The 22,475-nt window shown below is 67.9% G+C and carries 24 protein-coding genes, 1 tRNA gene and 1 pseudogene; 16 read left to right on the top strand and 10 right to left on the bottom strand.

Annotated features, from left to right (window positions below; genetic code table 11):
- Positions 1–55 precede the first annotated feature (55 nt).
- Both IT779_RS14115 and IT779_RS14110 read right to left on the bottom strand, forming a co-directional pair.
- Positions 56–370, bottom strand: a complete 315-nt coding sequence (locus IT779_RS14115; RefSeq protein ID WP_332838796.1) for an acyl-CoA carboxylase subunit epsilon — start codon at positions 368–370, stop codon at positions 56–58.
- A 207-nt stretch (positions 371–577) separates the two neighbouring features.
- Positions 578–2,218, bottom strand: a complete 1,641-nt coding sequence (locus tag IT779_RS14110; RefSeq protein WP_196149760.1) for an acyl-CoA carboxylase subunit beta — start codon at positions 2,216–2,218, stop codon at positions 578–580.
- 262 nt (positions 2,219–2,480) lie between these two features.
- On the opposite strand from IT779_RS14110, the gene IT779_RS37760 reads away from it, so the two are divergent.
- Both IT779_RS37760 and IT779_RS14105 read left to right on the top strand, forming a co-directional pair.
- Positions 2,481–2,663: a hypothetical protein gene (locus tag IT779_RS37760; RefSeq protein ID WP_232541748.1), complete on the top strand. Its 183-nt coding sequence runs from the start codon at positions 2,481–2,483 to the stop codon at positions 2,661–2,663.
- A gap of 44 nt (positions 2,664–2,707) precedes the next feature.
- Positions 2,708–3,538: a biotin--[acetyl-CoA-carboxylase] ligase gene (locus tag IT779_RS14105; RefSeq protein ID WP_408637755.1), complete on the top strand. Its 831-nt coding sequence runs from the start codon at positions 2,708–2,710 to the stop codon at positions 3,536–3,538.
- 39 nt (positions 3,539–3,577) lie between these two features.
- On the opposite strand, the gene IT779_RS14100 is transcribed toward IT779_RS14105, so the two are convergent.
- Positions 3,578–4,525 (bottom strand): acyl-ACP desaturase, encoded by a 948-nt coding sequence (locus tag IT779_RS14100; RefSeq protein WP_196149758.1) that lies wholly within the window; start codon positions 4,523–4,525, stop codon positions 3,578–3,580.
- Between the two features lie 174 nt (positions 4,526–4,699).
- Between IT779_RS14100 and IT779_RS14095 the strand changes: the two genes are divergently transcribed.
- The 3 genes from IT779_RS14095 to IT779_RS14085 are packed head-to-tail and all read left to right on the top strand — an operon-like array spanning position 4,700 to position 7,283.
- Positions 4,700–5,236 (top strand): PH domain-containing protein, encoded by a 537-nt coding sequence (locus tag IT779_RS14095; protein WP_196149757.1) that lies wholly within the window; start codon positions 4,700–4,702, stop codon positions 5,234–5,236.
- 57 nt (positions 5,237–5,293) lie between these two features.
- The gene (locus tag IT779_RS14090) at positions 5,294–5,971 is read left to right on the top strand and encodes a response regulator transcription factor (RefSeq protein ID WP_196149756.1); all 678 of its coding nucleotides are present in this window, start codon (positions 5,294–5,296) and stop codon (positions 5,969–5,971) included.
- Between the two features lies 1 nt (position 5,972).
- Positions 5,973–7,283 carry a sensor histidine kinase gene (locus IT779_RS14085; protein ID WP_196149755.1) on the top strand — a complete coding sequence of 437 codons (1,311 nt, stop codon included), beginning with the start codon at positions 5,973–5,975 and terminating at the stop codon, positions 7,281–7,283.
- A 74-nt stretch (positions 7,284–7,357) separates the two neighbouring features.
- Here the strand turns inward: IT779_RS14085 and IT779_RS14080 are convergent.
- Positions 7,358–7,795: pseudogene (locus IT779_RS14080) on the bottom strand (GtrA family protein); the annotation flags it as partial.
- Positions 7,796–7,876: 81 nt separating this feature from the next.
- On the opposite strand from IT779_RS14080, the gene IT779_RS14075 reads away from it, so the two are divergent.
- The 5 genes from IT779_RS14075 (at position 7,877) to IT779_RS14055 (ending at position 11,862) form a co-directional block, all read left to right on the top strand.
- Complete coding sequence (locus IT779_RS14075; RefSeq protein ID WP_196149753.1) at positions 7,877–9,097, top strand: 5-(carboxyamino)imidazole ribonucleotide synthase; 1,221 nt, start codon at positions 7,877–7,879, stop codon at positions 9,095–9,097.
- On the top strand, positions 9,090–9,590 hold the full coding sequence (gene purE / locus IT779_RS14070) for a 5-(carboxyamino)imidazole ribonucleotide mutase (RefSeq protein WP_196149752.1): 501 nt from the start codon (positions 9,090–9,092) through the stop codon (positions 9,588–9,590). Before IT779_RS14075 ends, purE begins: the two co-directional genes overlap by 8 nt.
- A gap of 10 nt (positions 9,591–9,600) precedes the next feature.
- Positions 9,601–10,284, top strand: a complete 684-nt coding sequence (locus IT779_RS14065; protein WP_196149751.1) for a TetR family transcriptional regulator — start codon at positions 9,601–9,603, stop codon at positions 10,282–10,284.
- A 146-nt stretch (positions 10,285–10,430) separates the two neighbouring features.
- The gene (locus tag IT779_RS14060; RefSeq protein WP_196149750.1) at positions 10,431–11,591 is read left to right on the top strand and encodes an acyl-CoA dehydrogenase; all 1,161 of its coding nucleotides are present in this window, start codon (positions 10,431–10,433) and stop codon (positions 11,589–11,591) included.
- Positions 11,592–11,789: 198 nt separating this feature from the next.
- Positions 11,790–11,862: transfer RNA gene (locus IT779_RS14055), tRNA-Trp, on the top strand.
- A 120-nt stretch (positions 11,863–11,982) separates the two neighbouring features.
- Here the strand turns inward: IT779_RS14055 and IT779_RS14050 are convergent.
- Both IT779_RS14050 and IT779_RS14045 read right to left on the bottom strand, forming a co-directional pair.
- Complete coding sequence (locus IT779_RS14050) at positions 11,983–12,291, bottom strand: GNAT family N-acetyltransferase (RefSeq protein WP_196149749.1); 309 nt, start codon at positions 12,289–12,291, stop codon at positions 11,983–11,985.
- Positions 12,292–12,337: 46 nt separating this feature from the next.
- Positions 12,338–13,696 (bottom strand): FAD-binding oxidoreductase, encoded by a 1,359-nt coding sequence (locus IT779_RS14045; RefSeq protein WP_408637754.1) that lies wholly within the window; start codon positions 13,694–13,696, stop codon positions 12,338–12,340.
- Positions 13,697–14,036: 340 nt separating this feature from the next.
- Here IT779_RS14045 and IT779_RS14040 point away from each other — a divergent pair, with 340 nt between their 5' ends.
- Positions 14,037–14,348 carry a hypothetical protein gene (locus IT779_RS14040; RefSeq protein ID WP_196149748.1) on the top strand — a complete coding sequence of 104 codons (312 nt, stop codon included), beginning with the start codon at positions 14,037–14,039 and terminating at the stop codon, positions 14,346–14,348.
- 72 nt (positions 14,349–14,420) lie between these two features.
- Positions 14,421–14,915, top strand: coding sequence for a GtrA family protein (locus IT779_RS14035; RefSeq protein WP_332838795.1), 495 nt, complete (start codon positions 14,421–14,423; stop codon positions 14,913–14,915).
- Between the two features lie 12 nt (positions 14,916–14,927).
- Here IT779_RS14035 and IT779_RS14030 read toward each other — a convergent pair whose 3' ends face one another.
- From IT779_RS14030 to IT779_RS14020, 3 genes are read right to left on the bottom strand one after another with little or no spacing between them, the layout of a single operon-like run.
- Entirely contained in the window at positions 14,928–15,566 is a 639-nt protein-coding gene (locus IT779_RS14030) for a Type 1 glutamine amidotransferase-like domain-containing protein (protein WP_196149746.1), read from the bottom strand.
- A 2-nt stretch (positions 15,567–15,568) separates the two neighbouring features.
- On the bottom strand, positions 15,569–16,396 hold the full coding sequence (locus IT779_RS14025) for a maleylpyruvate isomerase family mycothiol-dependent enzyme (protein WP_196149745.1): 828 nt from the start codon (positions 16,394–16,396) through the stop codon (positions 15,569–15,571).
- On the bottom strand, positions 16,393–16,851 hold the full coding sequence (locus IT779_RS14020; protein ID WP_196149744.1) for an HIT family protein: 459 nt from the start codon (positions 16,849–16,851) through the stop codon (positions 16,393–16,395). The genes IT779_RS14025 and IT779_RS14020 overlap by 4 nt, the downstream gene beginning before the upstream one ends.
- 407 nt (positions 16,852–17,258) lie before the next feature.
- Between IT779_RS14020 and IT779_RS14015 the strand changes: the two genes are divergently transcribed.
- The 4 genes from IT779_RS14015 to IT779_RS14000 all read left to right on the top strand — a co-directional run bounded on the left by IT779_RS14015 (position 17,259) and on the right by IT779_RS14000 (position 20,938).
- Complete coding sequence (locus IT779_RS14015; RefSeq protein ID WP_196149743.1) at positions 17,259–18,392, top strand: Re/Si-specific NAD(P)(+) transhydrogenase subunit alpha; 1,134 nt, start codon at positions 17,259–17,261, stop codon at positions 18,390–18,392.
- On the top strand, positions 18,392–18,715 hold the full coding sequence (locus tag IT779_RS14010; RefSeq protein ID WP_196149742.1) for an NAD(P) transhydrogenase subunit alpha: 324 nt from the start codon (positions 18,392–18,394) through the stop codon (positions 18,713–18,715). Before IT779_RS14015 ends, IT779_RS14010 begins: the two co-directional genes overlap by 1 nt.
- Before the next feature lie 3 nt (positions 18,716–18,718).
- Positions 18,719–20,137: an NAD(P)(+) transhydrogenase (Re/Si-specific) subunit beta gene (locus IT779_RS14005; protein WP_196149741.1), complete on the top strand. Its 1,419-nt coding sequence runs from the start codon at positions 18,719–18,721 to the stop codon at positions 20,135–20,137.
- Between the two features lie 192 nt (positions 20,138–20,329).
- Positions 20,330–20,938 carry an LppU/SCO3897 family protein gene (locus tag IT779_RS14000; RefSeq protein WP_196149740.1) on the top strand — a complete coding sequence of 203 codons (609 nt, stop codon included), beginning with the start codon at positions 20,330–20,332 and terminating at the stop codon, positions 20,936–20,938.
- 166 nt (positions 20,939–21,104) lie between these two features.
- Here IT779_RS14000 and IT779_RS13995 read toward each other — a convergent pair whose 3' ends face one another.
- Entirely contained in the window at positions 21,105–22,445 is a 1,341-nt protein-coding gene (locus IT779_RS13995; protein ID WP_196149739.1) for an MFS transporter, read from the bottom strand.
- Positions 22,446–22,475: the final 30 nt, after the last annotated feature.

Here is a 22,475-nt window from a genome sequence, read left to right as displayed (position 1 = left end):
GGCGCCGAATCGGAATGGCACGGTCATCGGCGTGCGCGCACGGACCTCGTTCACGTCAGCGCAGATGGGACAGCTGCGGGAAGGCGTACGGGGAGAACGGCGACGTGCCGCGATGCATCAGCGTGGGGCGACCCCACCCGTCCGCGGGACCGGTCTCGGACGTGGCCGCGCCACCGGCCGCCGCCGCGCTCAGCACGCAGACCAGCGCCGCGATCTCGAGATCGGTCGGCGCACCCTTGACGATGCGAATGGAGGCATGATCGCCCGCGCCCTCGGCTGCGGCGGCTTCGATGACCGCCTCGGCCTCCTGCGTGATCGGGTCGACTGTGAGCTCCAGTTCGGCGGCGGTCAACACATCTTCTTCTGCCACGGTCGTCACAGTGCCAGATCCTCTCTCTACCTCGATCAGGCGTCCGCCGGTCGGGGCGGACGCCGGTCCTCGATGTCTTCGGATGGCGAAACAGCCATCCTTGGATCCACTTGCCTCAGGAGTACCCGGTATCCGGGTACCCGTACGGTCTCCGAATCACGCGTTCCCTAGGACAAGTGTGCGCGGCTTACAGAGGGTATCGCGGATTCACAGCGGGATGTTGCCGTGCTTCTTCGGCGGCAGGGACACCATCTTGCGTTCGAGCAGCCGCAGCGCCGACACGATCTGACCCCGGGTGTGCGAGGGCGGGATGACCGCGTCCACGTAGCCGCGCTCGGCGGCGACGTAGGGGTTCACCAAGGTGTCCTCGTACTCGTTCTGGAGCTCGAGCCGCAGCGCATCGACGTCGCCGCCGTCCTTGGCGGCCTGCTGCAACTGCTTGCGGTAGACGAAGCCGACGGCGCCCGATGCGCCCATGACGGCGATCTGGGCGGTGGGCCACGCGAGGTTCACATCGGCGCCCATATGCTTGGAACCCATGACGTCGTAGGCGCCGCCGTAGGCCTTGCGAGTGATGATCGTGATTTTGCCCACAGTGGCCTCACCGTAAGCGTAGAGCAGCTTCGCGCCGCGCCGGATGATGCCGTTGTACTCCTGGCCGGTGCCGGGCAGGAAGCCGGGAACGTCGACCAGGGTGACGATCGGGATGTTGAAGGCGTCGCAGGTGCGCACGAAGCGCGCGGCCTTCTCCGAGGCGTCGATATCCAGGCAGCCCGCGAACTGGGTCGGCTGGTTGGCCACGATGCCGACGCTGCGGCCGTCGATGCGCCCGAAGCCGACGATGATGTTCATCGCGCGCTCGGCCTGCACCTCGAGGAATTCGTCGTCGTCGAGCAGCCGCGCGATGACCTCGTGCATGTCGTAGGGCTGATTCGGCGAGTCGGGGATGATCGTGTCCAGCTCGAGGTCCTCGTCGGTGAGCGAGTCCTCGATGGCGCCGTTGATCGGGTCGGTGGCCGGGAAGCGCGGGGCCTCGGCGCGGTTGTTGCTCGGCAGGTAGGACAGCAGATCCTTGACGTAGTCCAGCGCGTCCTGCTCGCCGGAGGCGACGTAGTGCGCCACACCGGATTTGACCATGTGCGTGTGCGCGCCGCCGAGATCCTCCATGGTGACGTCCTCGCCGGTGACGGTCTTGATCACGTCGGGGCCGGTGACGAACATCTGGCTGGTCTGGTCGACCATCACCACGAAGTCGGTGAGCGCGGGGGAGTAGACGTGCCCGCCCGCGGCCGGGCCCATGATCAGCGAGATCTGCGGGATCACGCCGCTGGCCTGGATATTGCGGTGGAAGATCTCCCCGTAGAGACCTAGGGAGACGACCCCCTCCTGGATGCGCGCGCCCGCGCCCTCGTTGATCCCGACCAGCGGGCGACCTGTCTTGAGTGCCAGGTCCATGACCTTGACGATCTTCTCGCCGTAGACCTCGCCGAGGCTGCCGCCGAAGACGGTGACGTCCTGGCTGAAGATACAGACGTCGCGGCCGTCGATGGTGCCGTAGCCGGTGACGACGCCGTCGCCGAGCGGGCGATTGCTCTCCAGGCCGAAATTCACCGACCGGTGCCGGGCCAGCGCGTCGAGTTCGACGAACGAGCCCTCGTCCAGCAGCGCCAGAATGCGTTCGCGGGCCGTCATCTTGCCCTTGGCGTGCACCTTGTCGACGGCGGCCTCACCCATCGGGTGTTGCGCCTCTTCCAGCCGATTCCGCAGGTCAGCCAGTTTCCCGGCGGTGGTGTGGATATCAGGGGAACCCGCCGCACCAGATGCGGATTGCTGCTGGACACTCGTCATGGGTCGGAGTGTAACCAGTAACGTGGCCGCTCCGTAACCCGGTACTGGCTACCCGCCAGTAGTAAAACCGCAGCTAGATCATGCTCCCAGCCTGCTACGGAGGGTGATTTCGGCGCCGATCGGCGATACGGATTTGTGGATTCCCACAACGTATCCCGGCGCGTTCCGTAGCGATTCGGCGGGTCGAAAATCAGTGGAACGCGGGCGCGGTCCCCCGATAGTCTCGAGACATCCGACATCGAGTTCCGGGGGAGGGCCGAACATGTGGGAATGGGGAAGAACCGTCGCCGAATACGCCGCCGTCGCCGCGTTCACCCGTGCGTCGCACGATGCGACGCGGCCGAGGATCACCGACCCGGACCATCGGGAATCCGAAACCGAGTCCACCGACGAGGACTATCTCGATATGTGCGCCGGGAACGCGGGGTTCGCGCTCGCCGGGTGAATCCACGGCGAACCGCCCGCGGCGCGCCGAGTAGCGTGCCACGGGTGACAACCCCTTCGCCGGAATCCGCAGCGCGACAACCGGTGGACGCCGCCAGGCTGCGCGCCGCGGTGGCCGGATCGCTGCCGCTGTTCGACACCGTCGACGTCGTCGACTCGACCGGATCGACCAACGCCGACCTGATCGCGCGGGCCGCGCACACCGAGTCCACGGCGGTGCTGGTCGCCGAGGAGCAGCTCGCAGGCCGCGGCAGGCACGCGCGCGCCTGGGTCAGCCCGCCGCGCGCCCAGATCTCACTGTCGATGCTGGTGCGCCCGAACGGAATCGACCCCGCGGTGCTCGGCTGGCTGCCGTTGCTCACCGGTGTCGCGGTGGTCGACGCGCTGCGCGGCGCCGCGGGCGTCGACGCGGAACTGAAGTGGCCCAACGACGTGCTGATCGGCGGGCGCAAGGTCGCCGGGATACTCGCCGAGGTCGCGGCGGGCGCGCCGAATCCCGCCGTGGTCATCGGCGTCGGCGTGAACGTGACGCTGTCGGCGGCGGAACTTCCGGTGCCGCACGCGATCTCACTGCTGCTGGCGGGGGCGTCGACGCTGGATCGCACCGAGCTGATCCTGAGCCTGCTCACCGAATTCGACCGTCGTTTCACGGCTTGGCGCGACGCCGACTGGGCTGTGTCGGAAGTCGTCGCCGCCTACCGGGAGCGCTGTGCGACCCTCGGCGCCGAGGTGCGGGCCGAACTGCCCGGCGGCGAGGTGCTGACCGGCGTCGCGAGCGATGTCGACGAGCACGGACGCCTCGTCATCGGCGACCGCGCGCTCTCGGCGGGTGACGTGACCCACCTGCGCGCGGGCTATCGAGTCGAAGGCGCTTGAATCGAAGGCTCCCGCCGATTCGAAAGCCGTGCGTCGAACTCAGGCCGGTTGCAGCCGCGCGGCCTCCCTGGCGAGCAGGCGGTCGCGCTGCTCCTCGAACTTGACGACGTCGCCCTCGAGCTTCTCGATGAACGCGGCGAGTTCATCGCGGGCCTGCTCACCGCGCGCGGTGAAATCGGTGCGTTCGAAGATTTCCCACTTCTTGAGCACCGGCTGCACCACCTCCTCGAGGTGCTGGCGCAGGTCGTAGATGCCGTGCTTGGCCATAAGCACGCCGTTGCGGCGGAAGTTCGGCATGGTGGCGCCGGGCATGACGAAGTTCGTGACGATCCGGGTGATCGCCTCCATCGCCTGGTCGGGCACCAGGTCGAGGGCCGCGCCGCACAGGTTGCGGTAGAAGATCATGTGCAGGTTCTCGTCGGCCGCGATGCGCTGGAGCATGCGGTCGGCGATCGGATCCTGACAGACGCGTCCGGTGTTGCGGTGGCTGACGCGGGTGGCGAGCTCCTGGAAGGTCACGTACGCCACGTTGACCAGGAAGCCGCCCCAGTCCGACGGCGCGTTCGCGCCGGTGGTCATGTGGGTCATGCGGGCCTGCTCGAGCGCGACCGGGTCGACGCCTCGGGTGACCACGAGGTAGTCGCGCAGCACGATGCCGTGCCGGTTCTCCTCGGCGGTCCAGCGACCGACCCAGGTGCCCCACGCGCCGTCCTGGGAGAAGTTCTGCGCGATCTCCCGGTGGTAGGAGGGCAGGTTGTCCTCGGTGAGGAGGTTGGTGATCATCGCGACTCGCGCGATCTCGCTGAGCCGGGATTGTTCGGGGGCCCAGTCGGCGCCGCCCATCGCGGCGAAGTTGCGGCCCTCGTCCCACGGTACGTAGTCGTGCGGGTGCCACTCCTTGGCCATCGACAGGTGCCGGTTGAGATTCTGTTCGGCCACCGGCTGCAACTCGGTGAGGATCTCCAGTTGGGTCAAGGTCTTGCTCACGCGTGCCTCCACGGTCGTAGCGCCATCTCGGGTATCGGGGCGTTCGGGCAGGATAGAGCTTGCCTCGCCCGCGTGGCGGCGGAACCGCTTATCCATCGCCGAACGCTGGAGAACTCCCATCGGACCTCGCCCGCTGTTGGGCGTGGCGACAGGGGTTCACGGTACTGTGCGGTCATGGGTTATCCGGAGGACGTGCTCGCACCGGACGAGCAATTGATACTCCATCGTCATCCTCATTGGAAAATGCTGTTCCTGCCGGCGGTGACGCTACTGCTCGTGACGGCATTCGCGGGTTTCGCGGGCGGGTTCGCCTCGCGCACCACCGAGGGCACCGCGCGCACGGTGCTGCTGGTACTCGTCCTCGTGCTGTGGGTGGCCGTGCTCGGATGGCGTTGCGTCGCACCGGTTGTGAGCTGGAAGTCGACGCATTTCATCGTCACCGAGCGGCGGGTGCTCATCCGGCAGGGCGTGATCACACACAGCGGCATCGACATCCCGATGAACCGGATCTCCAGCGTGCAGTTCCGGCACGGGCTGTTCGACCGGCTGCTCGGCACCGGCACGCTCATCATCGGTTCCTCCTCCGACGAACCGCTGGAATACGACGACATCCCGAATGTGCAGAAGGTCCACTCGCTGCTGTATCACCAGGTGTTCGAGGTCGATCACGGCGTGCCCAACGGGCGCGGCTTCCGCGACGGCGACCACTGATGCGGGCGCGGCTCACAATGTCCGTCCGGCCTGCTCACGGGGCCGTAGTCTGAGCGTATGACCGCCGTATTGCTGGCCGAGGACGACGAGGCCATCGCCGCGCCGCTCTCGCGTGCACTGGGGCGCGAAGGCTATTGCGTCACCGTCGAGAGTTTCGGTCCCGCCGTCCTTCGGCGCGCTCTCGAGGGCAACCACGATCTGCTCATCCTCGATCTCGGACTTCCGGGTATGGACGGGCTCGAGGTGTGCCGTCAGGTGCGGGCGCGCGGGGCCGATCTCGCGGTGCTGATGCTCACCGCGCGCACCGACGAGGTGGATTTCGTCGTCGGTCTCGACGCGGGCGCCGACGACTACGTCGGCAAACCCTTCCGCCTCGCCGAACTGCTGGCGCGGGTGCGTGCGCTGTTGCGGCGCAGCGGAATCGGTGACGAAGCGGTCGAGGTCGGCGGTATCAGGCTGGAACCGGCCGCGCGCCGGGTGCTGGTCAACGGCGCCGAGGTCGGCCTGGCCAACAAGGAATACGAACTGCTGAAGGTGCTCATCGATCGCGCCGGGCAGGTGGTGCCGCGCGAGACCATCCTGCGCGAGGTGTGGGGCGACGCCGAACTGCGCGGCTCGAAGACCTTGGACATGCACATGTCCTGGCTGCGCCGCAAGATCGGCGACGAGGGCCCGATGGCCGAGCGGCGCATCGTCACCGTGCGCGGCGTCGGATTCCGATTGAACACCGACTGACGTGCGACGCAGAATCCTGCGCTCGATGCTCACCGTGCTGACCATCACCACGGCCGTGCTCGGCATTCCACTGGTCTACACGGCGTGGCTGTGGGTGGAGGACATCACCCGCAACGACCTGCAGAACCGGCTGGACCGCATCGCCGCCGAGGTCATCGCCCAGGAACAGGCCGACGGCACGGTGCACGACGGACTCGACGTCAGGTCGGTGGACCCGCTGGTCCCGACGGGCGGTCGGCTCACCATCGTCTACCCGACGCCGATGGACAGCGCTTCGCGGCTGGATATCGGCGCGAGCGAGGTCGACGGCCCGCTGGTGGAATCGCTGTCCATGGGCACCTCCGGTTCGCTGCGGCTCGAGGTGCCGTCGAGACCGATGCACGAGACCCAGCGTCAGGCGGTCGCGGTCGTGGCGCTCGCGGTGCTGGCATCGCTCGGCGCCGCGGTGACCATCGCGGTGTTCACCGCGCGCCGGGTCGCCGATCCGCTGCGCGACGTCGCGGCTCGCGCGGCGCGGCTGGCCATGGGTGATTTCCGTCCTGACCCGCGCCGCCACGGCATCTCCGAACTGGATCGCGTCTCCGACGTGCTCGATTCGGCGACCGTGGAGATCGCGGGCAGGCTGCAACGCGAACACGCCCTGGTCGCCGATGTCTCCCATCAGTTGCGCAGCAGGCTGACGGCGGTGCGACTGCGCCTGGACGAACTGTCGGCGCACTCCGATCCCGAGGTCGTGCACGAGGCCGAGGAGGCGATGGCGCAGGTCGATCGGCTCACCGAGGCCATCGACGATCTGGTGCGCGCCTCCCGCGACGAGGACGCCGCCGACCGCGACCCGATTCCGGTGATGGACGAACTGCGCGGCGTGGCCGAGGAATGGAAGCATCCGTTCACCGAGGCGGGGCGCGCCCTCATCCTCACCGGCGACGAGTCGCTGCGTGCGCCGATCACCGCGTCCCGGCTGCGCGAGGCGGTGACGGTGCTGGTCGACAACGCGCTCATGCACGGCGGCGGCACCTGCACGGTGTCGGTGCGCACGGTGCGGCCTGGTAACGAGCGGGAGCCGCTGGTGTGCGTCGAGGTCGCCGACGAAGGTCACGGCGTGCGCGACGAACTCGCGCCGCACATCTTCGACCGAGGGTTCTCCGGGGGCGGCTCCACCGGTGTCGGTCTCGCGCTGGCTCGCGCGCTCATCGAAGCCGACGGCGGCCGTTTGGAATTGCAGCGACGCAGGCCCGCGCTGTTCGCGGTGTTCCTTGGTTCGTTCGCGCCCGCACGACTCGGCGGCGGGCCGAATCCGGAACCGCGCTAGCGGCGGTCGAGGTGCTCCTCTTCGAGCGCCTCTCGCAGGAGATACGGCTCGAGTTCCTCGACCATTTCGGTGATCTCGTCCGGGAAAACCCAGCGCCGCATCGCCCAGAACCGGAACGCCATCTGCAACAGGTTGCCGATCACGAAGGCGCTGATGAAATCGGCGATGTTCTCGACGGTGAAACTGACATCGGGCTGCCGCAGGTCGAAGACGTAACTCGAGATCCACAGCGGAATATTGCTGAGCATCACGCCGATACCGCTGACCCCGAAGAACAGCAGCGCCTCGTGATGGCGCTCGCGTCCGCCGCGGTTCTTGAACGACCATTCCCGGTTCAGCACATAGGACGCGATGACCGCGATCACGCCGGAGATGATCTTCGCCGTCACCGGCTTCTCGGCCAGCACGGTCCACTTCAGGGCGTAGAAGATGCCGCCGTCGATGACGAAGGTGGTGGCGCCGACGATCGCGAACTTGATCAGCTCGTGGTGGCGCGTCGCCAGCTCCCGCATCGGCTGGGGAAGGGCTCGCACCACATCGTCGACGAAAGACACAAGGGGGGAGTGTACCGGTAGCTGTGCGCGCCACCTGCCATGACAATATTGGTCAACGTGACACCCCGTTCCTTCGAAGCGTCGGCGATGCCGACCGTCACCATGGTCGGTGGCGGCCAGTTGGCGCGTATGACGCATCAAGCCGCGATCGCGCTCGGGCAGCGGCTTCGCGTGCTCGCCGAGAACCCCGACGACCCGGCGGCGCAGGTCAGTCCCGAAGTCGTCCTCGGCAGTCACACCGATCTGACCGCGCTGCGCAAGGCCGCCGTCGGTTCGCACGCGCTGACCTTCGACCACGAGCACGTGCCGACCGAACATCTGGAGGCGCTGGTCGCCGAGGGCGTGAACGTGCAGCCGCCGCCGGGCGCGCTGGTCTACGCCCAGGACAAACTGGCGATGCGCACGAAACTGTCCGCGCTCGGGTTGCCGGTGCCCGCGTTCACGCCGGTCCGCGAGCCCGCCGCCGCGGTGCGTTTCGGCGACGACCACGGGTGGCCGTTCGTTCTGAAGGCCGTGCGCGGCGGCTACGACGGCCGCGGCGTGTGGATGCCGGAATCCGCCGCCGAGGCCGAAACCCTTGTTGCCGAGCAGTTGACGCGCGGTGCGGAACTGTTGGCCGAGGCGAAAGTGGATCTGCGGCGCGAACTGTCGGCGATGGTGGCGCGTTCGCCCTACGGTCAGGCCGCGACGTGGCCGGTGGTGGAGACGGTGCAGCGCAACGGGCAGTGCGCGGTGGTGATCGCGCCCGCGCCCGACCTCGCCGAAGAGTTGGCCGCCGAGGCGGAGACATTGGCGTTGAATCTCGCGCGCGAACTCGGTGTCGTCGGGGTGATGGCCGTCGAACTGTTCGAGACGCGCGACGGCAAGCTGCTGGTGAACGAGTTGGCGATGCGGCCGCACAATTCCGGGCACTGGGGGATGGACGGCGCGCGCACCGGCCAGTTCGAACAGCACCTGCGCGCGGTTCTTGACTATCCGCTCGGCGACACCGAGCCGCTGGCACCGGTCACCGTGATGGCGAACATCCTCGGTGCGGCGCAGGCGCCCGCGATGTCGATGGACGAGCGGCTGCATCATCTGTTCGCGCGGTTGCCGCGGGCGAAGGTGCACCTGTACGGCAAGGGAGAGCGCCCGGATCGCAAGATCGGGCACGTCAATATCCTCGGCGACGACGTCGCCGAGGTGCGGGAGCAGGCGGAGCGCGCGGCGTACTGGATGTCGCACGCGGTATGGACCGATGGATGGGACCCCCATGAGTAATCCACAAGTCGGCCTGATCATGGGCAGCGATTCCGATTGGCCGACCATGGAGGCCGCCGCGCTGGCCCTTGCCGAATTCGACATCCGCTTCGAAGTCGGCGTGGTCTCCGCGCACCGCACCCCGCAGCGCATGCTCGACTACGCCCGCGAAGCCGCCGACCGCGGCCTGAAGGTCATCATCGCAGGCGCGGGCGGCGCCGCCCACCTCCCCGGCATGGTCGCCTCGGCCACCCCCCTCCCGGTCATCGGCGTCCCCGTCCCCCTCAAATACCTCGACGGCATGGACTCCCTCCTGTCCATAGTCCAGATGCCCGCTGGCGTCCCCGTCGCCACCGTCTCCATCGGCGGCGCCCGCAACGCGGGCCTACTCGCCGCCCGCATCCTCGCCACCGCCGACGATGCCCTGCGCACCCGCATGACCACATTCCAAGCCACCCTCGAATCCATGGTCCTCGAAAAAGACCAAGCCCTCCGCACCAAACTCCTGGGCTGATATCGCGGTGGTGAGTGATGAGAGTGGGCGGGGGCGGTCGGGGGAGGAGGCTGCTCGGTTCCGGTTGACGGTGGTGGAGCAGGCGTTGCGGTTGTTCGAGGAGAAGGGGTATGAGGCCACGACCGTGGACGAGGTCGCCGAGGCGGCCGGGATTTCGCGGCGGACGTTCTTTCGGCAGTTCCGGTCGAAGGAGGATGTGATCTTCGCCGATCACGAGTCGCAGTTGGCGTTGGCGGCGGCGTATCTGGAGCAGGCACAGGGGGATCCGTGGGATGCGGTGTGCGCGGCGGCGGTGCAGGTGTTCGAACGGTTCACGCAGTGGCGGGAGATCGCGGCGCGGCGGTACCGGGTGGTGCGGAAGGTGCCCGCGCTGCGGGAGCGCGAGATCGTCACGGTGTTCCGTTACGAGCGGTTGTTCACCGATTACCTGCGGCGGCGGCAGCCCAAGGCGCCGGATCTGGCGCGGGTGCAGTTCACGGCGGCGGTGACGGCGACCCACAACTATCTGCTGCGGCGCATGGTGCGCGGCGAGTCGGACGCGGGGGCGGCGGATCTGCGGGTGGAGTTGGCGGCGATCCCGCGCGGGTCGGGTTCGGCACGCGGTGCCGACGAGCTGGTGGTCGCGGTGTTTCCGCGCGATATGCCGTCGCGGCAGGTCGCCGATCTCGTGGCGCGCAAGCTCGATACCATGTAGAGCGACGAATGCCACACCGCTGACACTCGGTGCCACGACCTGGAGCCCACGTGATGCCAGCGAATCGGCGTATACTCGGCTTCGAGATGGCACTGAGTGCCGACGTGCCCGTAGCGATCGAGACCATCACACCAGGAGCGTGCCCAATGGCGGGAAATCCCGACTTCGACCTGTTCCAGCTCGCGGACTTCCACGAGGAACTACGCGCGGCCATCCGCGGACTGGCCGAGAAGGAGATCGCCCCCTACGCCAAGGACGTCGACGGCAACGCCCGCTTCCCCGAGGAAGCGCTCACCGCCCTCAACGCCGCGGGCTTCAACGCGGTGCACGTGCCGGAGGCGTACGGCGGCCAGGGCGCCGACTCGGTGGCCACCTGCATCGTGATCGAAGAGGTAGCGCGGGTCTGCGGTTCCTCCTCGCTCATCCCCGCGGTCAACAAACTCGGCACCATGGGCATGATCCTGAACGGGTCCGATGAGCTCAAGCGGAAGGTGCTGCCCGACATCGCGAACGGTGAGATGGCCTCCTACGCGCTGTCCGAGCGCGAGGCCGGATCCGACGCCGCGAGCATGCGCACCCGCGCCCGCCAGGACGGCGACGACTGGATCATCAACGGCTCCAAGTGTTGGATCACCAACGGCGGCAAGTCCTCTTGGTACACGGTGATGGCCGTCACCGACGCGGACAAGGGCGCCAACGGCATTTCGGCCTTCCTGGTGCACAAAGACGACGAGGGTTTCGTGGTCGGCCCGCTGGAACACAAACTCGGCATCAAGGGTTCCCCCACCGCCGAACTGTATTTCGAGAACTGCCGCGTCCCCGGCGACCGCATCGTCGGCGCCCCCGGCACCGGTTTCAAGACCGCACTGCAGACCCTCGACCACACCCGCCCCACCATCGGCGCGCAGGCCGTCGGCATCGCCCAGGGCGCACTCGACGCCGCGATCGCCTACACCAAGGACCGCAAACAGTTCGGCACCGCCATCGCCGACTTCCAGAACACCCAGTTCATGCTGGCCGACATGGCGATGAAGATCGAAGCCGCCCGCCTCATGGTCTACACCTCCGCCGCTCGCGCCGAACGCGGCGAGAAGAACCTCGGCTTCATCTCCGCCGCCGCCAAGTGCTTCGCCTCGGACGTGGCCATGGAAGTCACCACCAACGCCGTCCAACTGTTCGGCGGCGCGGGCTACACCACCGACTTCCCGGTCGAACGCATGATGCGCGACGCCAAGATCACCCAGATCTACGAGGGCACCAACCAGATCCAGCGCGTGGTCATGTCCCGCGCCCTGCTCAAGGGCTGATTCCGAAGTCGACCGGGTGTTCCGCGTCGCCTGTGCCACTTCGCCGAGGCCCCATGTAGGCCGTCGCGGGATCACGGGCCGGAACACTCGGTCGATCGCTGTGTGGGCACGAGTGTTGCTCGACGGCGCCAATTGCGCAGTGACAACCTCGAAATCTGTTGCATGGCTAGGGGCATTGCTTGATAGGCTCGCGCCGGCCATGGAGTAGCTCAGTTGGTAGAGCGCCCGTTTCCAAATCGGAGGGTCGCGGGATCGATTCCCGCCTCCATGGCCCCTTCCCTTCTCGGTGGATTCGTTCCGAGCCCACATCCGCACGCGGCGGGCTGCTCGGCGATCGATTCGCTCGCCTCGCGAAAACCGCGGTAGGTCGGATCGAATCGGCGCGGGAGCGTCAGGCTCCGGGGCCGGGGACTCGGGAGGCGAGCATGTCGGTGTATTCGCGGTGTTCCTCGATGTACTTCTCGACATACCAGCAGGTGGGGATGACCGCGTAGCCCTCGGTGCGCGACTCGTCGAGTGCGTAGCCGACGATCTGGCCCGCCACCCCGCGGCCGCGGAATTCGGGGAAGGTCATGGTGTGGTGGAAGTCGCGGATCTTGGCGTCTTCGCGGTCGGCGTAGTCGGCGTAACCGGCGAGGGTGTCGTCTATGTAGATCTCGAAGCGGGTGTCGGCGGTGTTGTGTTCGAGTCTGGTGGTCATGTCGGTGTGAACTCCGGGGTCGGGGGATATGTTCCGGTCGGTGGGTTCAGAGTATGGAACCGGGGTTGAGGATGCCGTGCGGGTCGAGTGCGTCCTTGATGCGGCGGGTCAGCGCCATCACGTCGGGGCCGAGCTGATCGGGTAGCCAGGCCTTCTTGAGGCGGCCGACGCCGTGTTCGCCGGTGATGGTGCCGCCGAGTTCGATGGCGAGGTCCATGATCTCGCCGAAGGCGCGGTGCGCGCGGGCGGTGTTGTCGGCGTCGGCGGGGTCGTGGACGATCAGCGGGTGGGTGTTGCCGTCGCCCGCGTGCGCGATCACCGATATCAGAACTCGGTTGCGCTCGGCGATGGCGGCGATACCGGTGACCAGCTCGCCGAGCCGAGGCAGTGGCACGCCGACGTCTTCCAACAGCAGCGGCCCGATGCGTTCGACGGCTGGGATGGCGAAACGTCGTGCGGCGGTGAATGCTTCGCCCTCGGCGGGATCCTCGGTGTGGAAAACCTCGGTGGCTCCGGCTTTCTCGCAGGCGGCAACCATGATCTCGGCTTCCCGGGCGGCGTGTGCACCGGGCGCGTCGGAGCGCGCGACGAGCAGCGCGGCCGCCGAACGGTCGAGGCCCATGCGCAGTTCGTCCTCGACGGCGTTGATGGCGACGCCGTCCATGAACTCGAGCATGGACGGCCGCAGCGCGCCGGTGACGGCGAGTATCGCCGCGGTGGCGGCGGTGAGGTCGGCGAAGGTCGCGACGACGGTGCTCTGCCTGGGTTGGGCGGGCAGCAGTCGCAGGGTCAGTTCGGTGATGACGCCGAGGGTGCCTTCGCTGCCGACGAACAGTTTGGTCAGCGACAATCCCGCGGAGTCCTTCAGCCGCGGCCCGCCGATCCGCACCGCGGTGCCGTCGGCGAGCACCACTTCCATGCCGAGCACGTAATCGGTGGTGACGCCGTATTTCACGCAGCACAGCCCGCCCGCGTTGGTGGCGGCGTTGCCGCCGATCGAGCACATCTCGAACGAGGACGGGTCCGGCGGATACCACAGCCCGTGTTCGGCGGCGGCTCGCTTGACCTCGGCGTTGAGCAGTCCAGGCTGCACCACGGCGGTCCTGGTCACCGGGTCGACCACGATGTCGCGCATGCGTTCGGTGCTGAGCACGATCCCGCCGTCGACCGCGGTCGCGCCGCCCGACAGTCCCGAGCCCGCGCCGCGCGGCACCACGGGCACCCGCCGCTGCTCGGCCCAGCGTACGGTCGCGGACACGTCGGCGGTGCAGGTCGCGCGCACCACGGCGAGCGGGGTGCCCGCGTCCGGATCGCGCGCCCAATCCTGCCGGTAACCCACCAGCGAATCCGGGTCGGTGAGTACCGCACCGGATGGTAGTAGCTCGATCAGGTCATGCAGGTCCACAATGGTCCACCGTAACGTCCCGGTTGCCGCGCAACCGTGCGCACCCGGTCAGCGAACGGCGGGTCCGATTGCACGGGACCGGAACCACACGTGACGAGTGACGCCGTGTGGCTCGCGTATCGGGTGGTGTCGTGTGGCTCGCGTATCGGGTGGTGTCGCGTGCCTTGCGCACCCGGTGACCCGTGTGCCTCGGGCACCTTTGACGCTGTGTGGCCCCGCGCACGTCGAGGTTACTTGGGTGCGCGGTCCGGGATACGGTGGAATCGGCGGCGTCGACCGCCGCTTGGAGCAGGGGTGCACGGGGCCAGGTGTCGTGCCCGGACAACGAAGGGCAGGTCGAATGCCGAGCGATAGGCCGGACTACCGCGAACTGGTCTCTGCGGCTTTCGCGGAGGAATTCGCCGACGGCGTCGTCGACGAGTCGGTGCTGCGACGTATCCATTCCGGTGCGGTCGAGGAGTGGCTCACCGCGCTCGACCGGTCGGGGCTGTTCGGCACCGACGCGCTGGCCAACCTCGCCGAGCAGTGGCACGCGAAGCCGTCGGCCCTGTTCGACGCGATGCTGGCGGGCGCCGACCCGGTCACCGCGCGGCGCTGGCGGCAGGCGTGGGCGACGCTGGAGCGCACGGAACCGCGCGCCGAACTCGGCTGAGCGGTGTCCGCGACACCGACCGGTTTGCCGACTGATCACCTGGCGGACACCTGCCGCCGGCATGCTGGCGCCGTGCTCGATCCGGCGACCACCACCGATAATCTCGCGGACCGGTTCACCCGTCTGTGCGAGTCCGTCGTGGCGAGACTGCCGTGGGGACTCGACCGTCTGATCCCGCCGACCTTCCTCGGTTTCGCGGTGATCAACAGTTTCACCTTCGGTGTGGATCTGCTGTTGTTGACGATCTTCCACGGCCTGCTCGACTGGCCGGTGTGGCTGTCGGTCACGCTGGGGTATGTCTGCGCGTTCGGCTTGGCCTTCGTGCTGAATCGCAAGTTCAACTTCCATTCGCACGCCCCGGTCGGCAAGCAGGCGGCGATCTACGCGGTGGTCGTGCTGATCAACTATGTCGCGTTCATCCTCGGTGTCGGCACTGGCTTGGTCGCACTCGGCGTCGAGTACCACATCGCGCGGTTGATGGCCGGTGGGTGCGAGGCTGTGTATATGTACAGCGCGATGCGCTGGGTGGTTTTCCGCGGGCACAGGGCGACCGACGATTTCGACTGAAGGTATTGCCTGTCAACGCAATACGTCGGTGGCGTCGCCGTCGACAACGACCACTTGGTCGTCGGTCAGCGCCCAGTGCGGCACACCGTTCGCCGTGAACTCGGCGGCGAGGCGGTTGCCGAATCCGTCGGGGTCGGTGGGGGAGTCGAGGTGCGGCACGATTCTGCGGTCCACGAGTCCGAGACCGTCCCAACGCGGCGCGATACCGCAGGTCGGCGCGACCTCGCCGGGATCGTCGCTGGTCTCGAGTCCGTGCAGGTCGGGGGTGAGCAGGCAGGCGCCCGCGCTGTATCCGGCGTAGACAAGCGCGTCTTCGGCGAGGAGTCGGGGCAGCACGAGATCGGCTCCGCTGCGGGCGAATTGGGCGCGCAGCACGAAGGTGTTGCCGCCGCGCACCCACAGCATCGGGAATTCCCGCATGCGGTTTTCCAATTCGGTTGGTCTGTCGATGAATTCGCGCAGGTCGAGGATCTCGGGACGGTAGCCGAGCGCGCGCAGCGGCCGCACGTCGCTGGTGACGGCCGACGACCACGCCGCCGGCCAGGCGTCACAGGCGTTGGGTATCACCGCGACTCGGCCCGGCGCGCCGACCAGCGCCGCGAGGCGGTCGCGGTGCGCGCCGAATCGGTAGGAGGCAAGGAAGAGCCGCATCCTCAGATGGTGAACGCGAGGTTGCAGACCAGCCGCGTGCCGAGGTCGGTGTCGCCGGTGAATTCGATTTCCGTGAGCCGGGTTTCGGCGTCGACACGTCCGCCGCCGAGCCGGACCAGCAGTCCCGAGTCGAGTCGGATACCGACCGTCGGCGCCTCGTCGAAGCCGTCGACGTAGGAGGCCCGGCCGTCGACGGCGATGTCGAGGGTGCGCGCCAACGGCCCGGTGAGTTCGAATCGAATCCGTGAACCACTGGGCGCCCCACCGCGTTTCACGACCACGCGGGGCAGTGAGGCGGCGAATTCCGCGAAGGCGAGTTCGCCGCGTCGACCGCCTTCCTCGACGTGCGCGCCGAACGCGTCGGCGATGTCGAGTTCGTGCATCCAGCAGTCGAACAGCCGGACCCGCATGAACCGCCCGTAGCTCACCAGTCCGATGGGCGAGGGGGTTTCCGCCGCCCACGCTGGATCGTCCATGGCCGCGAGCGCCGCGCGTCGGGTGTCGGTGACCTCGGTAAATCGCTCCAGCAGGCGCGCGCCGGTCAGCGGGCGCAGTCCGCGCACCCAGGTCTCGTTGAATTCGGCGGTCTCGTTGCGCACGTGCGCGAGCGCCGCGACGTCGAGGTCGTCGGATGCGGGCGGTTTCTCGCCGAGCAGCATCGATTCGGTGCCGATCATGTGGGCGACCACGTCGAAGACGGTCCAGCCCGGCAGCGGCGACGGGGTGCGCCAGCGCTGTTCGTCGGCGCCTGCGACCAGTGCGGTGATCGCGGACCACTGCTGTGCGAGCAGGGCGGTGGTCTCGATCCGATCGGGTGTGGCCGCGCTCATGAGGCTGTTCCTTCGCTGTCGAGGTTCGGTCGGTCCAATGCGGCGAGTCCTTCGGTGATGGCGGCGGCCGTGCCGACCGGATCGTGCGGTCGGCGCAGTAGGAAGCCCTTGGCGAAGGCGAGGCGGTCGCCGTGTTTGCGCGGGATGACGTGCAGGTGGATGTGCGGCACCGTCTGGAATGCCGCGCGTCCGTCGTTGAGGACCAGGTTGGCGCCGTCGGCGGCGAGTGCGCCGCGCCGCATGGCGAGTGCGAGGCGATGTCCGGCGCGGAACAGGTGCGCGCCGAGTTCGGGGTCGAGTTCGTCGAGTTCGGCCGCGTGCGTCTTTGGGACGACCAGCGTGTGACCGCGCGCGATGGGCCTGATGTCGAGGAACGCGCACAGCGTGTCGTCCTCGTGAACCTTGGTCGCAGGTGCCGTGCCCGCCACGATGCGGCAGAAGACGCAGTCGCTCACACCGCGACCATACGGCGTACGGATGTCGTGGAACACCCCTGAATCGGGCATTCGCATGATGCATGGCCGCAGCCGAGTGTGTGTCGCGCCACTGATTTACCCAACCGTACGTACGGTTCGGTAACTTGCGCACCGAGCGCCCTCGACGGCGCGCACCGGTGTGACGTCCGCCGATATCCCCGCCGGACCCGCGCTGTGGGCTGTCGACCATCCTGTCGACCCCGCCGCACCCCCGCTGCCTGCGCACCTGCGGACCCGCCGTGGCTCGACCATGTGACGGGCATCTCAGCTACGCTCACCGCGAGCCGGGTACAGTTGCGAGGATTTCAGGCGAACTTACTCGTGAGTAACTTCGTCTGACCAGTCGTTCGGTGGCTAATAGCCAGCACGAGAAGGAAGTCTGACTAGTGGAGACAACGCAGAGCGCGGGCGACTCGTCGCCGCGCGGAGCGCGTGTCGGAGTCGTTCGCGAGTCTAACGCGGGCGAACGGCGTGTCGCATTGGTGCCCAAGATCATTCCCGCATTGCTAAAGCAAGGCGTGGACGTGGTCGTGGAATCCGGCGCCGGACTCGGTGCGCTCATCCCCGACGAAGCCTACGTCGAAGCAGGCGCGACCATCGGTGATCCGTGGTCGGCCGAAGTGGTCGTCAAGGTCGCGCCGCCCAGTGACGCCGAAGTGGCGAAACTGTCCGGCGGCCAGACCCTGATCGGCTTCCTCGCGCCGCGCAATGCCGACAATCAGATCGACGCGCTGACCAAGGCGGGTGTGCAGGCCTTCGCGGTCGAGGCCATCCCGCGCATCTCGCGCGCGCAGGTAATGGACGCGCTGTCCTCGCAGGCGAATGTGGCCGGATACAAGGCGGTGCTCCTCGCCGCGTCGGAATCGACCCGCTTCTTCCCGATGCTCACCACCGCGGCGGGCACCGTGAAACCGGCGACGGTCCTGGTCCTAGGCGTCGGCGTCGCGGGCCTGCAGGCGCTGGCCACCGCCAAACGCCTGGGCGGGCGGACCACCGGCTACGACGTGCGGCCCGAGGTCGCCGATCAGGTGCGTTCGGTCGGCGCGCAGTGGCTCGACCTCGGTATCGACGCCGCGGGTGAGGGCGGCTACGCCCGTGAACTCACCGAGGACGAGAAGGCGCAGCAGCAGAAGGCGCTCGAGGACGCGATCAAGGGCTTCGACGTGGTGATCACCACCGCGCTGGTGCCGGGCCGTCCCGCGCCGCGACTGGTCACCGCCGCCGCCGTGGAAGGCATGAAGCCCGGCAGCGTGATCGTCGACCTGGCCGGTGAGACCGGCGGCAACTGCGAGCTGACCGAACCGGGCGAGATCGTGGTCAAGCACGAGGTGACCATCGCCTCGCCGCTGAACCTGCCCGCCACCATGCCCGAACACGCGTCCGAGCTGTATTCGAAGAATATCGCGGCGCTGCTCGAGCTCATGGTGGTCGACGGCAAGATCGTGCCCGACTTCGACGATCAAGTGCTCGCCGATTCCTGTGTCACGCGCGAGAAGACCACCGCGGAGGGACAGTCCTGATGTATACCGAACTACTCGCGAATATCGCGATCCTCGTGCTGTCCGGATTCGTCGGATTCGCGGTCATCTCGAAGGTGCCCAACACCCTGCACACGCCGCTGATGTCGGGCACCAACGCCATTCACGGCATCGTCGTGCTCGGTGCGCTGGTCACCCTCGGAAAAATGGAGGACCCCTCCATCGGCATCCAGATCATCCTGTTCGTCGCCGTGGTGTTCGGAACGCTGAACGTCATCGGCGGATTCGTCGTCACCGACCGCATGCTCGGCATGTTCAAGGGCAAGAAGGCTGTCGCGGCCGACGCGGAGAAGGCGGGTAAGTAGGCCATGGACAACCTCGTCAATATTCTCTATATCGTCGCGTTCGCGCTGTTCATCTACGGTCTGATGGGTCTGACCGGCCCGAAGACCGCGGTGCGCGGCAACTGGATCGCCGCGGTCGGCATGGGCATCGCCGTGGTGGCGACCCTGATCGCGGTGCGCGACACCGGCAACTGGATTCTGATCGTCGCCGGACTCGTCGTCGGTGTCGCGCTCGGCGTTCCGCCCGCGAAATACACCAAGATGACGGCCATGCCGCAGCTCGTCGCCGCGTTCAACGGCGTCGGCGGCGGCACCGTTGCGCTCATCGCCTGGGCCGAATTCATCGACACCACCGGCTTCTCGGCGTTCAAGCACGGCGAGGAACCGACCGTGCACATCATCGTCGGATCGCTGTTCGCCGCGATCATCGGTTCGATCTCGTTCTGGGGCTCGCTGATCGCCTTCGGCAAACTCCAGGAGATCCTACCCGGCAAGCCCATCGGCGTCGGCAAACTCCAGCAGCCGCTGAACCTGCTGCTGCTGATCGTGTCCGTCGCGGCGGCGGTGGTCATCGGTGTGCGGGCATCCGACGGCGGCGCGCCGTGGTGGTGGATGGTGCTGCTGCTCATCGCGGCGGGCATCCTCGGCTTGATGGTGGTGCTGCCGATCGGCGGCGCCGACATGCCGGTCGTGATCTCGCTGCTCAACGCGCTCACCGGTCTGTCGGCCGCGGCCGCGGGTCTGGCGCTGAACAACACCGCCATGATCGTGGCGGGCATGATCGTCGGCGCGTCCGGCACCATCCTCACCAACCTCATGGCCAAGGCCATGAACCGATCGATCCCGGCGATCGTCGCGGGCGGCTTCGGTGGCGGCGGCACCGCGCCCGGCGCGAGCGGCGGCGAGCAGAAGCAGGCCAAGGCCACCAGCGCCGCGGACGCCGCGATCCAGATGGCCTACGCCAACCAGGTCATCGTCGTGCCCGGCTACGGTATGGCGGTCGCGCAGGCGCAGCACGCGGTCAAGGAGATGGCGGCGCTGCTCGAGGCCAAGGGCGTCGAGGTCAAATACGCGATCCATCCGGTCGCGGGTCGTATGCCCGGTCATATGAACGTGCTGCTGGCCGAGGCCGAGGTGTCCTACGACGCCATGAAGGAAATGGACGATGTCAACGGTGAATTCAACCGCACCGATGTCGCCCTGGTGATCGGCGCCAACGACGTCACCAATCCGGCCGCGCGCGAGGACAAGGCGAGCCCGATCTACGGAATGCCGGTGCTCAATGTCGATCAGGCCAGGAGCGTGATCGTGCTCAAGCGTTCGATGAACTCCGGATTCGCCGGTATCGACAATCCGTTGTTCTACGCCGACCACACCTCCATGCTGTTCGGCGACGCCAAGAAGTCCGTCGGTGCGGTCACCGAGGAACTGAAGGCGCTGTAGTCCGTAGTTCCACTGCCCGTAGTTCCACCGGAGCGGCTCCCGTCCACCGACGGGGGCCGCTTCGTCGTCCAAGCCATGCTTCGTCGTCTAGGCCATATTGTCGCGATTCCGTAATCTGGGCGTTATCCGATACATTTGTCGGCCAGAGGTCGTCCGCCCGGTGGGGCGGTGAGTTGCAGTGAGGGAGGGGATGTGAACACCTCGCCACATCACCCACGACGGGAATACCCCGGATATCCGGCCGACGAGTCGGAGTACGCGTCATCGGAATTCGTGCCCGGCTCCGAGCAGGTCGACAGCACGATGATGGCGGTGCTGAAATTGGTCGGCGTCTTCGTGGTGATCGGTGTCGCTATCTTCTTGGCGCGCAACTATTTCGGCGCGGGCAGCGCGCAGGCCGATATCGGCCGCTGCGCCAAGCTGTCCGGCAGCGCCGCCGAGGCCGAGATCGAATTCCGCGACTGCCGCGACGCGGACGCCTCCTACGTGGTGGCGCAGCGTCTCGACGGCAGTGACGCCGATTGCGCCAGTACGGATTACACCGGCTACTTCCAGACCGGCGACGACGCGTTCACCCTGTGCCTGCGGCTCAATATCGTGGAAGGCGACTGTGTGAACGGCACCCTGTCCGGCGCGATCGCCAAGGTGGCCTGCACGGCGGCCGCCGACTTCCGGGTCGACCGGATCGTGCGCGGCACTGCCGACCGCGCGGCCTGCGGTGCGGCGCCGGAGTCCGAGGACAAGTCCCTGGTCTACCCGAAACCGGACCCCATGACCTTGTGCCTGGTGCGCAGACACTGATCATCGCGCGCCGTTCGGGTGTGCGCCGCCCCTGTGCGCGCTCAGCTGGGACCATGCGGTCCCGCCGCGAACTCGGACCACCCGGCCTGCTCCCCGTGTCCTCGGCTCGGACCGCCGCACGGAAATATCGCGACGTGCTGCCGCCGAACGCCGGCCTCGTGCGCGCTCAGGTCGGTCGCGGCGGTGCGACGATGCCCGCCGACCACGCGCACACCAGCGCCGCGACCAGCGGGACGACGAGTGCGGCGGTGAGCGGCACGAGCGCGGTCAGCCAGCCGATGAGCGCGGGCCCGGCGAGCAGTCCGAGATAGCCGAAGCTGAACACCCGCGACATGTCGGTGGCCGCGGTCGCGGAGCCGAGATTGCCCGCCGCGGTGAAGATCTGCGGCACCGTGCCGGACAACCCGAGCCCGACCAGCGCCCAGCCGAGCAAGGTCAGCGGCACCACGCCCGACAGTACGACCAACGCCAATCCGGCCGCGCACCCGAGGGTTCCGTAGCGAACCACCGCGACGCGCCCGAACGCGCCCGCGATCCGATCGGTGGCGAAGCGTCCCGCCGTCATCGTGCAGGAGAAGGCGCCGAACGCCAACGCCGCCGTCGCATCGTCCGCACCGAGATGCTCCCGCGCTTGCAGCGCACTCCAGTCCGCCGCCGCCCCCTCGGTGAGCAGCGCGAGGAACGCGACAACCGCCAGTCCCAACACCTTTCGGGTGCTGCCCGAGTGGTCGTGGTGGTCGACGGCTCGGTGGGCGGCATCCCCGGAGGCGTCCGACGGGAGCGCGTGCGCCGGTCGCGAGGCGGCGGTTGTCTGTTCGTCGGCATCGGACTCGGAGCTCGGGGCGTCGGTTGTCGTGTGCGCCGGGGCGGACAGCGGCCCTTCGGCGGACAGCGGCATCGTTCGCGCGTATTCGTCCGTGTACGAATCGGTTCGGGATCGACGTAGCAGCAAGGGCAGCATGGCCGCGACGAGGATCAGACCTGCGATGGTGGCCAGGCCGAGGGTGAGTCGGATGTCCATGCCCGCGCGTTGGGCGGCCGCGCCGAGTAGGGAGCCGAGCAGTCCGCCGCCGGAGAACAGGGCGTGGAAGGCGGACATGATCGGTCGTCCGTAGGCGCGTTCCACCAGCACGGCCTGGGTGTTCATGGACACGTCGAGCGCGCCGTTGCCGAGTCCGAACAGCGCGAGCGCGATGCCGAGGCCGACGGGTCCGGTGGCAAGGCCGGGGCCGAGGACGGTCACCGAGATCCACACGCCCGCCACCGCGACCAGCACGCGGCTGCCGTGGCGGTCGGCGAGCGGTCCCGCCGACCGCATGCCGATCAGCGCCGCGCCCGCCAGCACGAGCACGAAGGTGCCGAGGGTGGATTTGGCGATGCCGGTGCGGTCGGAGACGGCCGGGATGTGTACCACCCACAGGGCGAGCAGGAATCCGTTCAACGCGAAGATCGTGAATACCGCGCCGCGTGCGCTGCGCAGCCTGCGGTCGACCGTGGGCATCGGCATCCTTTCGACGGTACCGATTCCGGTCTAGGC

This window comes from Nocardia bovistercoris (assembly GCF_015674855.1).
Classification (GTDB): Bacteria; Actinomycetota; Actinomycetes; order Mycobacteriales; family Mycobacteriaceae; genus Nocardia; species Nocardia bovistercoris.
The sequence above is the reverse complement of the archived record's forward strand: the minus strand, read 5'-3'. Positions and strand labels throughout refer to the sequence as shown.